This is a genomic window from Actibacterium sp. 188UL27-1 (assembly GCF_016901225.1).
Classification (GTDB): Bacteria; Pseudomonadota; Alphaproteobacteria; order Rhodobacterales; family Rhodobacteraceae; genus 188UL27-1.
Genome location: NZ_JAFEUL010000010.1, coordinates 54,315 through 70,499 on the forward strand (window position 1 = coordinate 54,315; position 16,185 = coordinate 70,499).

Consider the following 16,185-nt stretch of genomic DNA (forward strand, 5'->3'; position numbering starts at 1 on the left):
TCACACCTCCTTGCAGGCCGCCTGCTGGATCGGATCATCGTCCGGCATTGTGACCCAGTCGGCATTCAGCACGGTGCCGTTGTCGCCGAACTCGATCCCGTCAACGATGTCGGCGCGTCTACCGCCCGTGCAATCGAACAGGATGGGCACTTTTGCCGTTTTGGCCCAGCGTCCGAAAAAGAACAGATCGACGATGCGCTGTCCGGGCTGTTCCGGGTGGGTCCGTTTTGCGGCCAGATCAACCGCCGCAAAGCGCGAGATATAGGGTTTGGCATAGGTCCAGGGCCGGTAAAATGCCTGTTCTTCGACCGTGTAGGCCACGGAGCTGCCTGGCGGCAGTGTGGCCACGGTCCGGTTGTACCAACTGTATTCGCTGGAAATCGTCGCGGCCAACATGGCGGTCCCTGCCGCGACAGGCGCCAGCCATTTGGGAAGGCGCTTGCCTATCGTGCGGTTAATGGCCCAGACGATCAGTCCGGCCGCCACGCCCGCAATGATCGTGCCGATTAATTCAAAGAACATGGGCCTCCCCTCCCTGTTGCGTTACCCTATCCCAACACGCCGCGGCCCTGCATCAAAGCAGATTGCATCGTCTTGATGACGACGAATGCATCACGCAGATGGCTCCGTTCAAACGGCGACAGCTGTGCGGGCGCCAGGAAATTGTCCGGCGATTTGCCCAGCTTGATCTGGGTGGCCTGGTGCTCCAACCGGGTTTGCGCGACCAGGTCATAGACGTCCATAAGGTCGCGTCCGCCACTTCGGCTGATGATCTTTTGGCCCATTGCAGCCTCCAGCCGCGCACGCGTGTTGACGACGTCCAACTCGCCTTGCAGCGCGTATATCCGCCCCAGATCGACGACGGGCACCACGCCGTTCAGCTTCATGTCGATGGTATTGCGATGCTCGCCCGAGCGGATCGTGGCCAATCCCTTCAGCAGCCCTAGCGGTGGCGCATGGGCCAGAGCATTCGTCGCCATATGGGCGGTAAAGATCGAATTGGCAGCGGCGGCCTTCAACGTTTCGACTTGGAGCCCGGTAAACAGGGACACATCCCCCCCGATGGCCCGCAGATCGAACATGACCGAGGCCAGCATCTGCGCCTCTTTGCTGGGATTGGCGATCCAGTACTTGAAATAATCCTGCCAGACCGCGACGGGCTGGCGCCAACGCGGGTTGGTCGCCATCATATCGCCGGGGCAGTAGACATAGCCGCACGCATTCAGGCCATCACTCACGAATTGCGCGAAGGGCTCGAAATAGGCCAGTTGTGCTTCGGTCAGGTCATCTTCGAACATCAGGCAATTGTCTTGGTCCGAAACGCCAGTCTGCTCCTGTCGCCCCTGGCTTCCGCAGGCCAGCCAGACATAGCGGGCTGGGGGCGGGCCAAATTGCTGCTCCGCCAACGCCAATAGGCGGCGTGTCACGACGTCGGCAATATCGGTGATCATGCGTGTGACCACGTCATGCCGATGCCCCGCCGCAACAAGTTGCACCAGAAGGTTCGGGATACGGGCGGTGACGTCTGCCAACCCCTGGGCCGTTTCGGCACGGGCCGCATCCGATACGAAACCCGCCGCGTTCGAGGCCTGGAAATGGGTCAGATCGGTCTGAGTGACGATCCCCACAAGGTGCCCGCCCGAGACAATCGGCAAATGGCCCAGGCGATGTTCCATCATCAGATGCAGCACATCTGATCCGATCGCCGTTGGTGGCAAAACGCGGGGGCCCTTGGTCATGATCTGTCCCACTGGCGTGCTGGGAGCGAGACCTTCGGCCAAGGCTTTGCCCGACAGATCGCGCAGGGTCACGATGCCGGCCAGCCTGTCCGCCTCAAGCACGCAGAGGCAAGATATTCGCCTGTCGCGCATGATCCGTGCGGCATCCTGTATGGGCAGGGTCGGCGCACAGGTGACCGGGTCCGCCACCATCAAGGTGTCGACCCGCACATTGGTCAGATCGAAATCCGGTTGGGATTTGACCACCGCCCCGGACCGGTTGCGGTCAAAGAACCGGCGAAACGGTTCATGCTCGGCCCGCAGCTTGTGAAACAGATCGGCAGGGATACAGATCAGGTCACTGTCTGTTACGGCCCGGGCAGAGGTGACGGCCAGACCGTCGCGCAGCAGGCCACGCTCGGCAAAGGAGTTCTCACGCTGCAACAGGGACACTTGATGTCCGGCTTCGTCGCTGACAGCGACTTCTCCGTTTGCGATCACGTAAAGGCCCTTGAGTGTCTCACCAAAGGTATAGATCGGCTCACCCGCTGCTACCCTGGTCCGTTCGATCCGTTTGAGCAGATCATCCAGCGCTTGTTCAGGCAACGCATCATAGGGGGAGAGATGGGGCAGGAGCGAAAGGGCGGCATCTGTCATGGCGATATCCCGCAGATGAAAGGTTGATCCCGACATGGAGGGATCAACCGATGGAGCCAGCGACGACAGGGTCGCTGGCTCCTGTGTGTTTTAGTGGTCGACCGCGCCGCCCGCACCGGCAGGGACACGCACGCTTTCGACCAGGTCCTTGATCTCCTGCGGGGTGTCTTGGGTCGAGACTGAGACCGCGTAGGCCACCCCAAAGTTGATCAACGCACCGACCGCACCGATGGCTGTGGACTGGATCCCAAGGAGCGATCCGTCAACCGTATCGGGGAACGAGTTGGTGCCCGCGATAAAGAGCCACCCCTTGTGCAGGAAGATGTAGACCAGGGTGAAGATCAGACCGGCCAGCATCCCCGAGACCGCGCCAATATTGTTCACGCGCTTGGAGAAGATGCCCATCATCAAGGCCGGGAAGATCGATGCCGCCGCCAGACCAAAGGCCAGAGCCACGGTTTGCGCCGCAAATCCCGGCGGGTTCAGCCCCAGGATCGTGGCCACACCGATGGCGATCGCCATGGCGATGCGGGCCGACATCAACTCCGCCTTTTCCGACATGTTCGGCGTCAGTTGCCCCTTTAACAAGTCATGGGAAACTGCTGACGAGATCGCCAGCAGCAGACCCGCCGCTGTGGAAAGCGCCGCCGCAAGGCCACCCGCGGCTACCAGACCGATCACCCAACCCGGCAGGTTGGCAATCTCGGGGTTGGCCAGCACCAGGATATCGCGGTTGAAGTTGGTCAGCTCATTGCCTTCCCACCCATTGGCCGCGGCCTTCTCGGCCATCGCGTCGGATTGGTCGTTGTAGTACTGGATCTTGCCGTCGCCGTTCTTGTCTTCCCAATCCAGAAGACCGGTTTTCTGCCAGGTCAGCATCCAGTTATAGGTCTCATCCGTCTCGATGGTTTCAACCGACACAGCATCGCCGTTCGTGCCATTGGGCCACATCAGTTCAGTGATGTTGAGCCGTGCCATGGCCCCGACAGCCGGAGCCGTCAGGTAGAGCAAGGCGATAAAGACCAGCGCCCAACCGGCAGACCAGCGCGCGTCAGAGACTTTGGGGACCGTGAAGAACCGCATGATGACATGGGGCAAACCCGCCGTACCGATCATCAGGGACAGGGTGAACAGAACCATGTTCAGATTGTCCTTATGCGCCTCGGTATAGCTGGCAAAACCCAGCTCGGTGACGATCTGGTCCAACTTGCTGAGCAGATAGACGGATCCTTCGCCGGCACTTGCCGTCGTCTCACTGAAAAGACCCAGGGCCGGGATCGGCGTCCCGGTCAGTTGCAAAGAGATGAACACAGCCGGGATTGTATAGGCCATGATCAGCACGACATATTGCGCTACTTGGGTATAGGTCACGCCTTTCATGCCGCCAAAGACTGCGTAAGCAAAGACCACACAGGCACCGATCAGCAGGCCGGCCGTGTTCGAGATCTCAAGGAACCGCCCAAAAGCCACGCCGACGCCTGTCATCTGACCGATCACATAGGTGGTTGAGGCCACGATCAGGCAGATCACGGCGACAAGGCGTGCAGTTGGGGAGTAGAACCGGTCTCCGATGAACTCCGACACGGTGAACTTGCCGAATTTGCGCAAGTAGGGTGCCAGCAGCAGGGCAAGCAGCACATAGCCACCGGTCCAGCCCATCAGGAAGGAGGAGTTGTCATAGCCCGTGAACGCGATCAGGCCTGCCATTGAGATGAAGGAGGCCGCCGACATCCAGTCCGCCGCCGTGGCCATGCCGTTCGTGACGGGGTGAACGCCGCGACCGGCCGCGTAAAATTCAGAGGTTGAGCCCGCCCGGGCCCAGACCGCGATGCCGATGTAGAGCGCGAAAGACGCGCCCACAAACAGCAGGTTCAGAGTAAACTGGTCCATCGATTAATCCTCCTCAACGCCGTATTCGCGGTCGAGCTTGTTCATCCGCCAGGCGTAGAAAAAGATCAGCCCAAGAAAGACCAGGATCGATCCCTGTTGAGCGAACCAAAAGCCCAGATCCGTGCCGCCGACGGGAATGCCCGCCAAGAGCGGTCGCAGCAAAATACCGAAGCCGAATGAAACAAGCGCCCAAATGATTAGGCTGACGGTGATGATCCGAACATTGGCGGACCAATAGGCCGTCCCGTCCTTATCCGCCGCTAACTGAGTTGATTGATCTGCCATTTTGGCACTCCTCCTGTGTTGGCATTTTTTTTGTCCGCAGGGGGGCGGCCCCCGGCGGGATCACGTCTCAGACCGTCAGCTGCCGAGCGATTGTTGAAAGCTCACGCGCGACACTGTCGATCGGTCCCATCGCGTCGATCTTTTGCAGAACGTCTTGCTCGCCATAGTAGCGCAGCAGCGGCGCCGTTTGGGCGTGATACGCATCGAGCCGGGACATGACCGTCTGCGCATTGTCATCGGCGCGCTGCTTCATATCTGTCCCGCCGCACATGTCGCAGATGCCTGCGACCTTGGTCGGCTTGAAGTCCTTGTGATAGCCTTCGCCGCAACTGCCACAGGTGAAACGCCCGGTGATACGCACGACCATTTTGACGTCATCGACCTCAAGGGAAATTGCGGTGGTCACCGCTTGCCCGCGTTCCGACAGCAGCTTGTCCAACGCCTCGGCCTGACCGGTGGTGCGGGGAAAGCCGTCAAGGACAACGCCGGTGGCGCAATCGGGCTCAGCCAGCCGGTCGGTCAGGATCGCCAAGACGATGTCATCGCTGACCAGATCACCGGCTTCCATCACGGCCTTGGCTTTCCGACCCGCTTCGGTGCCTGCCGCAACAGCCGCGCGCAGCAAATCACCGGTGGACAGTTGCACCAGCCCAAACTTTTCTTCCAGCATGCGGGCCTGGGTGCCTTTGCCCGCACCCGGTGGTCCCAAAAGGATCACAACGGGTGCGTTTTGCGGATGAGTGAGGTCTTTCATCACATATCCTTCCGGTTCATGCGGTTTGCGATCAGACCATCCACAACGGCAGGTTCCGCGAGGGTGGAGGTGTCGCCTAACGTCGCGAAATCATCTTCTGCGATCTTGCGCAGGATGCGGCGCATGATCTTGCCCGAACGGGTCTTGGGCAGGCCGGGTGCCCATTGGATCAGGTCGGGTTTGGCGATGGGGCCGATCTCGGTCCGGACCCATTTTTCAAGTTCCTTGCGCAGATCTTCGGACGGGTCTTCGCCGTTCATCAGGGTGACATAGGCGTAGATGCCCTGGCCCTTGATGTCGTGGGGGTAACCGACAACGGCGGCTTCGGCGACCTTGGGATGGGCGACCAGGGCGGATTCCACCTCTGCCGTGCCCATCCTGTGGCCCGAGACGTTAATCACATCGTCCACCCGGCCCGTGATCCAGTAATCGCCATCCGCATCGCGGCGGCAGCCATCCCCGGTGAAGTAATACCCCTTGTAGTCTGAGAAATAGGTCTTCTCGAACCGGTCATGGTCGCCCCACACGGTGCGCATTTGGCCAGGCCAGCTATCGGCCAGCACCAGTACACCCTCGGCCTCTGTTGTCGTGATCTCTTCACCGGTCTGCGGGTCCAGGACCTTGGGTCTGATCCCAAAAAAAGGTTGCTGCGCCGATCCCGGTTTCAGCTTGGTCGCAAAGGGTAGGGGGGTCAGCAGGTGACCGCCTGTCTCCGTCTGCCACCAGGTATCGACGATGGGGCAGTTTCCCTTGCCGATGACGTCATTGTACCAGTTCCATGCCTCGGGGTTGATCGGTTCGCCCACCGTGCCCAGCACCCGCAGATCGGATAGATCGTAGGTGTTCACCGGATCATCCCCGGCCGCCATCAATGCGCGGATCGCAGTCGGGGCCGTGTAGAACTGGTTCACCTTGTGTTTTTCGCAGACAGCCCAGAACCGGCCCGCATCGGGATAGGTGGGCACCCCTTCGAACATGATCGTCGTGGCGCCATTGGCGAGCGGTCCATAGACGATATAGCTGTGCCCGGTGACCCAGCCGACATCGGCGGTACACCAGAAAACCTCGCCTTCGTGGTAGTCAAAGACAATCTCGTGGGTCATCGCGGCATAGGTCAGATAGCCGCCGGATGTGTGCACAACGCCTTTGGGCTGCCCCGTGGATCCAGACGTGTAAAGGATGAACAGCGGATCCTCTGCATTCATGGCCGCTGGCGTAAACTGGTCGCCGGCCGTCTGGGCCAGGGCGTTGTAATCATGGTCACGGTCGGTCCAGGTCGTTTGGCCGCCGGTCCGTTTGACCACCAGGCATTGCACCTTGTCTTTGCAATGCAGCAGCGCGGTATCGGTGTTGGATTTCAGCGCGGTCTTGCGACCCCCGCGCGGGGCCTCATCGGCGGTGATCACGACCTTTGCATCGCAGCCATTGATCCGGGCCCCCAGCGCATCGGGCGAGAAGCCGGCAAAGACGATGGAATGGATCGCCCCGATCCGCGCGCAAGCCAGCATCGCATAGGCCGCTTCCGGGATCATCGGGAGGTAAAGGACAACGCGGTCGCCTTTGACCACGCCCAGATCGGTCAGAATGTTGGCCATCCTGCAGGTGTTGCGATGCAGATCGGCGTAGGTGATGTGCAACGCCTCATCCGCCGGATCGTCGGGCTCCCAGATGATCGCCGTCTGATCGGCGCGAGTGGCCAAATGCCGGTCAATGCAATTGGCCGAAACGTTAAGCTCACCATCTTCAAACCACTTGATCGAGACATTGCCGAGCGTGAAGTCTACATCCTTTACCTTGGTAAAGGGTGTGATCCAGTCCAGCCGTTGCGCCTGCTTGGCCCAAAACGCCTCCGGATCCTGAATCGATGTCTGGTAGAGCGCCGGATATTCTGCAGCATTCACATGCGGGATCTTGCTCCCGGATAGCGGGGCTGCAGCATCCGTGCGGCCCTGATCTTTGGTTTTTTCGATGGTGTCCATTCTGGCCTCCTCAAGCCTTTGGCGACAGGGACACTCAGATCCACCGCGCCAGTTGCTTCCCCAGCGTAATGTAAATTTTGATATCACAGCATATGTCAACTTGGACATATGCATTTGATATTTATAAATTTTACTGTGAAATTATTTTCATTATTTTGAGGCGGCTGTAAAATTGTTGAAGGAGTTGTGGCGAAAATCAAGCGATCCCAAGGCGTTGCATGTTAATCAAAACTGACCACATGTTATGTTAGCGCCCCAAGTTATGCGCCCTTGGTCGGGGTTGATCCTTGGCGCACTATTGCGCCGTTTTGATGTCTGATCTGTCAACTAAACAGAACAGTTGGGTGTTCCATGCGTGAACGAGTCGGTCATCTGGATCGCTGCTCGCCTGGGTGTCTCGGAGCGAAGAGATAGCCCGTTTCGCCGCGATCCTCCAAAACGCAATACGGATCCTTGCTTGGTCCGTGGTCCTCAACGAGGATCTGTTGGGTCGGCTCAATCGTTTTGCGGGCCGCCAGTGTCGCGACATGCTACACAAGGCGGTGCTCAGTGAAACGTTGCAGATGCACGACATCTAATAGGATCTTTCCGGCAATGCAGGCTTAGGGCCGATTGCCCCGGCCTCTCTCCATACGGCCCATAGTCGATGATCGTATCGATCTTCGCGAAACCCCTTTTGGTCAGCCAATCCGGTAGGGTGGATTTCAGAATGTCAGCATCAACCGTTGCGACCCCAATTGCCATCGTTCCTGCGCCATTCCTCCACCCCTGGCCAGCGAAGGCCAGGAACCCATTATCCGATTTAAGCTAAAGGCGAAGGGTATCGGTGGTATCGTCGCCCATGCCAATACCGCTGCTATCGGGCGAATTTCTTATACTTCACCCGCTTGGGTTCCAAGGCGTCGGGACCCAGTCGGCGGGCCTTATCTTCTTCATAGGCTTCGAAATTGCCTTCGAACCATTCCACATGAGCTTCGCCTTCGAAGGCTAGGATATGGGTGCAAAGCCGGTCGAGGAAAAAGCGGTCGTGGCTGATGATCACGGCGCACCCGGCGAAGTCTTCCAACGCATCTTCCAACGCGCGCAGGGTTTCGACATCCAGGTCATTGGTGGGTTCATCGAGCAGCAAGACATTGCCGCCAGACTTTAGCAGTTTGGCCATGTGCACCCGGTTGCGTTCCCCGCCCGAAAGCAGCCCAACCTTTTTCTGCTGGTCGCCGCCCTTGAAGTTAAACGCCCCGCAATAGGCGCGGGAGTTCATCTGCGCATCGCCCAGTTCAATGATTTCGGCACCGCCCGAGATCTCCTCCCAGACTGTGGCATCGGGGCTCAGCGCATCGCGGGACTGGTCGACAAAGGCCAGTTGCACCGTGTCGCCATAGCTCAGATCGCCTTCGTCAGGCTGCTCCACACCGGTCATCATGTTGAACAAGGTGGACTTGCCCGCACCGTTCGGGCCAATCACACCGACGATGCCGCCGGGAGGCAGACTGAAGGTCAGATCTTCGATCAACAACCTGTCTCCAAAGCCTTTTTTCAGACCCTCAACCTCAATCACTTTATTGCCTAGGCGCGGGCCGTTCGGGATGATGATCTGGGCCTTGCCGACCTTTTCGCGCTCGGACTTACCGGCCAGATCCTCATAGGCGTTGATCCGGGCCTTTTGCTTGGCCTGGCGCGCCTTGGCACCGGCCCGGATCCATTCAAGCTCTTTGGAGAGGGTCTTTTGGCGGCTCTTGTCTTCTTTGGCCTCTTGCTCCAGCCGTTTGGCCTTTTGCTCCAGCCATGCGGAATAGTTGCCTTCGTAAGGAATACCGCGGCCCCGGTCGAGTTCGAGGATCCAGCCGGTGATGTCATCCAGAAAGTAGCGGTCATGGGTGACGATCAGAATTGTTCCTTTGTAGTCAATGAGGTGGCGTTGCAGCCAGGCGATGGTTTCAGCATCCAGGTGGTTGGTGGGCTCGTCCAGAAGCAGCATGTCGGGCTGCTCCAGCAGCAACTTGCAAAGAGCGACACGGCGGCGCTCACCGCCCGACAGATTGGCGGGCATGGCATCGTCGGGGGGGCAGCGCAGGGCCTCCATCGAGACGTCGATCTGGGCGTCGAGATCCCAGAGGTTTTGCGCGTCGATCTCGTCCTGGAGCTTGGCCATTTCCTCGGCTGTTTCGTCGGAGTAGTTCATAGCCAACTCATTGTAACGGTTGAGAATATCCTGCTTGGGTTTTACGCCGAGCATGACGTTTTCACGCACCGTCATGTCTTCTTCGAGGTGGGGTTCCTGGGGGAGATAGCCGACATGGGCGCCCTCAGCGGCCCAGGCCTCTCCGGTGAAGTCCTTATCAAGGCCCGCCATGATCCGCATGAGGGTGGATTTACCGGCCCCATTGACGCCCACAACGCCGATCTTGACCCCCGGAAGGAAACTCAACCGGATGTTTTCAAAACATTTTTTGCCACCCGGATAAGTCTTGGACACGCCGTCCATGTGGTAGACGTACTGATAGGCTGCCATTGGGTCCTCCGCCGGGGTGATCTGTGGTTGCAGAGGGGTGTAGCGCGCCCCGCCGGGAGGGGGAAGCGGGAAGGTGGCGGCGGCCGATTTGGCCACTGTATAACGCGTACAGAAACAATATGTATACCGTACATATCCCATACACACGCTGCGCTCGGCAGGTTAACGGATTGGTCAGGTTTGGAGGCGCAGAACCCTGCTTTAATGGCTATGTCAAATGACGTTAGGAGTGATTAATAATCCGCGGTCATTGGCAGCAACGACACTCCCAGTTTCTCGTCCAAGAATGCTTCAATTAAATCGAACACATTAGGCGATGGGGAGAGCGCAGCGTGCGGATTGAGCTGTTTGGTTCGAGGTGTTGGTGTGAATCCCGCCCTACGGTTTTGGGCTAGGGTGCGCGCGTTTGCGACCGTCGCTTAGTAATCGCGTTCGAAGAAGATGCCGACGGAGGTGTTGCCGTCGGATTCGGCGGTTCCGGTGATGGTGACGGTGTCGGTGAGATCGACCTTGAGATTGACCTCGGCCTCGCCGGAACTGCTGGTGGTGACGTCGGTATAGATGTTTTCGCTGACATAGGCCCCGGCGCGGACGGCGGCGTTGCCATCTGCATCTGTGCTGAAATCGAGGTCATCAAGTCCGATCCCCTCGCGCAGCTGGCCCAGCAATCCGCCGCCGCCTTGGCCGGAGAGGGTCGCGACGGCTGACGCAAGCTGGGCAACCTGAAGGGCGGAAAGGCTTTCGATCCCGCGACCGAAGAAGAGGCGGGCCAGCACCTCATCCTCCGGCAGTTCGGGGACCGAGCTGAACGTGATCTCGGGGTCCGTGGCGGCGCCTCCGACCGTGGTGATCGCCGTTACACCGCCGCTGACGGCCGTGGCCTGCAAAAAGAGCGTGGGGGTGAAGCTGCCCGCCATTGTGATACGCCCCTGATCCAAAGTGAGGCGTTTGCCGAGCAGATCGATCCGGCCGCGCAACAATTCGAACCCGCCGATGGGCACGACATTGGCCGTCGTGCCGCTGAGCCGCAGGCTGCCACCCAGTTCGGCATCAAGGCCGCGGCCCCTGATGAAAATCTGGTTGGGCGCATCGATGGTCAGGTCGAGCGGGAAGGCGGGGCCGCCACCGTTTCCGCCCGCGCCACCATTGGCATCGGTTTTGATCAGGCCTGCCCGTTCCCGGGTCACCTGCGCAGCACCCGGGATGCCGATATGGCGGATCTCCGGCACGGCGCCACCAAAGCTGAGGCCGGTTTCGGGCAAGCGCAACTCTGTCGCCCCAAGGGACAGGCCGCCTGCGATCCGGGCGCCCCCCGCCAGCGGCCCGGTGAGGCTGAGCCCACCGGATAACGAGGTTTCGTAAAGCGTTGGATCGACCAACTGGACCGATTGGAGCTGTGCCCGGATGTTGGCGTTCAATGCCCCGCTCAGATCAATGGGACCGGTGAGATTGATCTGGCCACCATCGGAGAAAGCCGCGCCCGCCGTGATGTTGACCCGGCCGCCGGATAGCTGCGCATCGATGTTGATATCGTTCAGTGCCTTTTGCAAGGTCGGCAGGGAGAGACGGGCATTGGCCGTGCTGATCTGACCGCTGACGCTGGACAGGGCCGGGGCCCCGTTGACGGAGAGGTCGAAGTTGGTTGTGCCAACGATGGTGCGGGGCGCGATGATCCGGTTCAGCAATCCCAAAGGGGCGCTGCCATTCACATCAAGTGCCAGTTGCTGCGCATCGGTACTGACGCGGCCATCGATCTGGGCGCGGGCGGCGCCGGGGCCGGTGGTACTGGCCTGCACAAGGTAGCCACGCGGATCTTCCTGCACCGACCCCCGGGCAGAGACGGGACCAGTCAACTGCGGGACAAGGGCGTTGATATTGGCCAGCTGGAGCGACAGATCCAGGTCAGTCGCCCCGCCCAGAACGGTGCCTTGCGCGCTGGCGCGGCTGTTCAAGGGGCCCGTGCCTGTCAGATCCACGGCATAGGAGCCATTGCCGGTGTCGCGCAGATTCGCGCTGGCGTTAACGGGACCGGACAGGCCGGGTGCAAGGGGGCCGATACTTGGGATGGCCAGGGTCACATCGGCCTGTGTTCCGCTGGCGCCAACCTGCCCCTTGGCCGTTGCGCGGCTGTCATAGGGGCCGTTGGCGGTCAGGTCGATGTCAAACAGGGCATTGCCCAGATCCTTGACCGTGGCCTCGGCCCGCAGGGGGCCAGAGATGCCGGGGACCAACGGCTGCACATTGGGCAAGGCGACGGTCAGGTCGGCTTCGCTGCCTGATGCGCCAACTTTGCCCTGGACGGTGGCGGTTGATTGGTAGGGGCCGGTGGCGGCGACATCGACATCCCACAATGCGTCGGCGCGTTCGGCCACGGTGCCGGTGAGGGTGGCGGGGCCTGCGATCTGCGGAACAAAGGCCGCGACATCGTCAAGGCGCGCGTCCAATTCAACGCGGGTCTCTCCGCCGCCCACCAGACCGGAGACATCCGCGGCGATGCCCAGCGGGCCGCGGCCCGTCAGGTCGATGGCGATCTGCGCGGTGTCGGTTGTTGTGACGGACCCGTCGAGGGTCACTGGGCCACTGAGATCGGGGACAATCGGTTGCAGGTCGGGTACGCGAACATCGATGGTGACGTCGGTGTTTTCGGCACTGAGTTGGCCCGCGACCCGGGCCGTGCTGTCATAGGGTGCGGCAACGCCCAGATCGACGGTCCACAGCCCCTCGACCTGGGAGGTGGCCTGGCCCGTGATGCTGACGGCACCGGAATAGCCGGGCACGACCCTGTCTATATCGTCGAGGTCAATTTGCAGGTCGACGTCGCTATTGCCATTGGCCACGCGACCATCGAGGACGGCAGCAAAACCTGTTGCGGTGATGCGCAGGTTATCAAGCTGCAATCCGGCGGGGCCGCGATCTGCGCCGCCTTGGAACTGGACGCCATCATTGATCAGGGCATCGACCTGTTCGATGCCAGAGGCAAGGCCTTGCCCGTCGATAAGTAGATCGCCGGAGAAGACACCACCCAGCGGATCCCCTTGGCCATTCAGCTCTGCCGTGACGGAGCCCTGGAGCGGTTGGCCTGTCAGTTGCTGCAGGCGGGAGAGATCGGTGAATTGCGCTGTTGTGCGACCCGAGACCTGGACCGTCCGGTTTACGACAATCGCCTCCCCCTCGACGCCAAGTGCGTAATCCGTGCCCTGCAGGGTGAGATTATCGAGGCGAAGGGGGCTATCAGCGGTCCACGCAATGGCCGCCGCCCCGCTGATGCGCGATCCGATGGCGGCCTGAAGACCAGGATCCGGCAGGGCGAGCCCGCCCATCTGGAATGTCAGATCGGCTGTGACGGCGGGTGGCGCATCGGGCGGGGCGAGCGTGCCGGTGGCCGACAGCCGGGTGGAGCCGATCTGCGCCTGTCCTTCGACCTCAACATCGGTGGCCTCGATCGCGGCTTCCCAAGCCTCTCCGGTGGCGGCGTCGTATTGCGCTGAAATTGCGGCGGTCGATACGGTGATTTGCTGACCGGGCACGGGCAGCAGCACATCGGCCCCGGTCGGGTCGGCCAATTCCCCGCTAAGATCAAAGGCGGATGGCACACCATTTGGCGCGATCGTGACCTGGCCCCGCAAGGCAACATGGGCGGCGGACAGCGACAGATCCTGCAAAACAAGGGTGCCGTCATCGTTGCGGGCACCAAGCGCGGTCAGCGCGACATCAGGGCCAAAGAAATCCCTGTAGTCCGGCAGGAACAGCGCTGTGATATCGCCGCCGATCCGCGCGTCAAAGGATGCCGGGCCAAGGGTCACCCGCCCGCCCAGACGCTCCACCCCGTTGGTGGCCAAGGCGATATCGGCGGTGAATGCATCAAGCGGCCCTTCGCCTTGGACCGTTGCCTGCACCGATGGCGCGCCCGGCAGATCGGCAAGGCGTGCGACGATCCCGCCTGCGTTTTCTTCAAGTGCCACATCAAGAGACAGGACATTGGTCGTGTTGTCAAAGCTGCCATCGATAGTGAACGCGCCCGCCTTGTCATCCAGGCGGGTCAGGGCCGCCTGCGCCGCGCCCGCACCGCCATCCAGTTGAACGGTGCCATCAAGGTTGAGCACCACCGGTTCTCCGATGATCGACGCGCCGAGGTCGACCCGCCCGATCCCCAGTTCACCAATGACGATGGAGACCGGAAGTTCGGGCAGACGGAAGGGCGTGGCCTCTGCCTCCGGTGCGTCGGTGTCACCTTCGACCTGGGGAACGCGCGGCACGATCAATTCGTCGGCCGTAAGCTCGGCAATCTCGACCCGGCCGGACAGAAGGGCGCGCTGGTTCCAATCCAACACGGCGCCGCGCAGGGTCAGCCAGATGCCCTCATCATCGGCGATGGTCAGTTCGTCAATCTCGGCTTGACCCGATAACGAGCCGCGGAAGCCTTCGATGCGAATGTCGCGCCCGGCCTCTGACAGCTGATCCTCAAGAAAGCCAACGATCAGGCCCCGATCATCGCTCTGAGCCTGGGCGAGGCCCGCCCAGAACAGCATACAAAGGATCAGGAGCCCCCGCATCAGAACGCCTGCCCAATACCGATATACAATTGAACGGCGGGCGCATCATCAGGTGTTCCGTTGACTGGTACGCCCAGATCGACCCGGATCGGGCCCAGGCCGGTATCGTAGCGCAGGCCAATACCTGCACCGCTGATCCATTCACCCGATCCATCGATGAAACTCTCCGACCCGATATAGCCACTATCGACAAATCCCACGAGGCCGATCGTCTCGGTCACCTTGCCGCGCACCTCTCCCTGTAGCCCTAGAAAGCTGCGCCCGCCGACCATCAGGTCATCGGTCAAATCAACGCCGAGGGCCTGGAAAGGCTGGCCGCGGACAGTTCCGCCACCGCCGGCAAAGAACAGAAAATCCTGCGGCGCAGTCTCGACCTCCGGCCCCCAAAGCGCGCCAACCTGAACCCGTCCCGCCAAGGTGACGGGCCCCACAGCCTGATAGCCGCGCCCGTCAAAGGTGAGGCGAATGCCATCCTCGGTGCCGCTGATCGCCGCGAAAGGTTCCAGCCCCAGGCTGAAATATAGGCCGGTCGTCGCATCCAGGGCGTTGTCACGGTTATCCCAAGTTAGTTCGCCCGGGACGGAGAGAAGGTCAAAGCTGCGGGTGCCAAGGTCATCCGTCACCTCCGATGTGCGATAGGACAGGCCCAGCTCCCCCTCCAGCCGTTCGGAAAAGATATGGGTCACGCCGCCGCCGAGGGAGGCGCTGCTGGACAGAAAGCCCGGGTCATCGATCCGCGACAAGGAACCTGTCAAAAACAGATTGGTGTCAGGTGTGAATGTGGCCGGGCGTTCGAAGCGAAACGACAGGCTTGTGTCCAGCCCGCTGCCGCCATCCTGCGTCTCGCCACCGATCTGGGCCAGTTCGAGGTCAAAGCGGAGTTGTTCTGCGCCCCGAAAGAGGTTCCGGTGCAGCCAGAACGTTGAAATCGTGAGCCCCTCTTGTGAGGACAATTCCAGACCAACACCCAGTCTGCGACGCTTGTTCTCAACGATGGCGGCGTCGATGGGAAGGGTGTTGCCCGCCTCGACCACCTTACCTTCGGTCAATGCCACGGATCGGAAAGTGCCGGTGCGGCGCAGGCGTCGGGCTGCTGCGTCAAGTTCGGCCGGATCAAAGGTTTCCCCGGTTGGCAGGCCAGCGATGGCCCGGATGCGTTCGGTCTTGGTGCGCCGGTTGCCGCTGATCCGCAGATCGCCGAACCGCAACCTGGGTCCGGGCGCCAGCCGCAGGTCGGCGGCAATCGTCTTGCGGTTGTGGTTGGCGGTGATGGATTGATCGGCAAGGGTGGCCTTGGCGTGGCCGACATTGCGCCAGCCTTCAACCCCGGCCTTGGCGGCATCCCCCATCACGGGGCTTTCGGCGACCTGCCCCGCGGCGAACGCGTCAGGCAGTTTGGTCCCGGGTGCGAGGGGGGCCACGCGGGCCGTGCCAAACCGGAAGCGCGCGCCGGGATTGACCCGAACGATAATGCGACCCACCCGCCCCGATGCGTTGAGCGGCGACAGGTTTGCCGCCTCCTGCCCATCAACCGTGACATTGACGGTTGGACCATAATATCCCTTGGCATAAAGAGCGCCGACGAGGGCTGCGTATTCCGCGCGGGCTGTCGCGATCAGGTCCTGCGGGGCCGTCCGTTTTTCCCGTACAGCGGTGGATAGGAGCGAGGCGCGTCTGAGCAGCTGTTTGAGGTCATCATCCTGACCGGCGACCGCGAAGGAGAAATCATCAAGCGCTTTGAGCGGCGACGCGAGGCAAAAACCCAGAAGCAGAGCGATCATTCCTTGATAAAACCATCGCATCCGCGTCATCGCTGTTCCACATCCCCTGAACATAT

General features: G+C 61.0%; 9 protein-coding genes. All 9 read right to left on the minus strand.

Annotated elements, in window-relative coordinates; translation table 11 throughout:
• The 9 genes from IU397_RS14085 to IU397_RS14125 all read right to left on the minus strand — a co-directional run bounded on the left by IU397_RS14085 (position 1) and on the right by IU397_RS14125 (position 16,129).
• Positions 1 to 522, minus strand: coding sequence for a hypothetical protein (locus IU397_RS14085; RefSeq protein ID WP_204414791.1), 522 nt, complete (start codon positions 520 to 522; stop codon positions 1 to 3).
• Positions 523 to 548: 26 nt separating this feature from the next.
• A complete protein-coding gene (locus IU397_RS14090) occupies positions 549 to 2,375 on the minus strand; it encodes a DUF294 nucleotidyltransferase-like domain-containing protein (RefSeq protein ID WP_204414798.1) in 1,827 nt (608 codons plus the stop codon).
• 90 nt (positions 2,376 to 2,465) lie between these two features.
• A complete protein-coding gene (locus IU397_RS14095; RefSeq protein WP_204414800.1) occupies positions 2,466 to 4,265 on the minus strand; it encodes a sodium:solute symporter family protein in 1,800 nt (599 codons plus the stop codon).
• Between the two features lie 3 nt (positions 4,266 to 4,268).
• Positions 4,269 to 4,550, minus strand: a complete 282-nt coding sequence (locus tag IU397_RS14100) for a DUF4212 domain-containing protein (RefSeq protein ID WP_204414802.1) — start codon at positions 4,548 to 4,550, stop codon at positions 4,269 to 4,271.
• Positions 4,551 to 4,617: 67 nt separating this feature from the next.
• Positions 4,618 to 5,304, minus strand: coding sequence for an adenylate kinase (locus IU397_RS14105; RefSeq protein ID WP_204414804.1), 687 nt, complete (start codon positions 5,302 to 5,304; stop codon positions 4,618 to 4,620).
• Positions 5,304 to 7,283 carry an acetate--CoA ligase gene (gene acs, locus IU397_RS14110; protein WP_204414806.1) on the minus strand — a complete coding sequence of 660 codons (1,980 nt, stop codon included), beginning with the start codon at positions 7,281 to 7,283 and terminating at the stop codon, positions 5,304 to 5,306. The genes IU397_RS14105 and acs overlap by 1 nt, the downstream gene beginning before the upstream one ends.
• A gap of 856 nt (positions 7,284 to 8,139) precedes the next feature.
• Positions 8,140 to 9,795 (minus strand): energy-dependent translational throttle protein EttA, encoded by a 1,656-nt coding sequence (ettA, locus tag IU397_RS14115; protein ID WP_204414808.1) that lies wholly within the window; start codon positions 9,793 to 9,795, stop codon positions 8,140 to 8,142.
• Positions 9,796 to 10,214: 419 nt separating this feature from the next.
• Positions 10,215 to 14,348, minus strand: a complete 4,134-nt coding sequence (locus IU397_RS14120; RefSeq protein WP_204414816.1) for a translocation/assembly module TamB domain-containing protein — start codon at positions 14,346 to 14,348, stop codon at positions 10,215 to 10,217.
• Positions 14,348 to 16,129, minus strand: a complete 1,782-nt coding sequence (locus IU397_RS14125; protein ID WP_204414824.1) for an autotransporter assembly complex family protein — start codon at positions 16,127 to 16,129, stop codon at positions 14,348 to 14,350. Before IU397_RS14125 ends, IU397_RS14120 begins: the two co-directional genes overlap by 1 nt.
• Positions 16,130 to 16,185 lie beyond the last annotated feature (56 nt).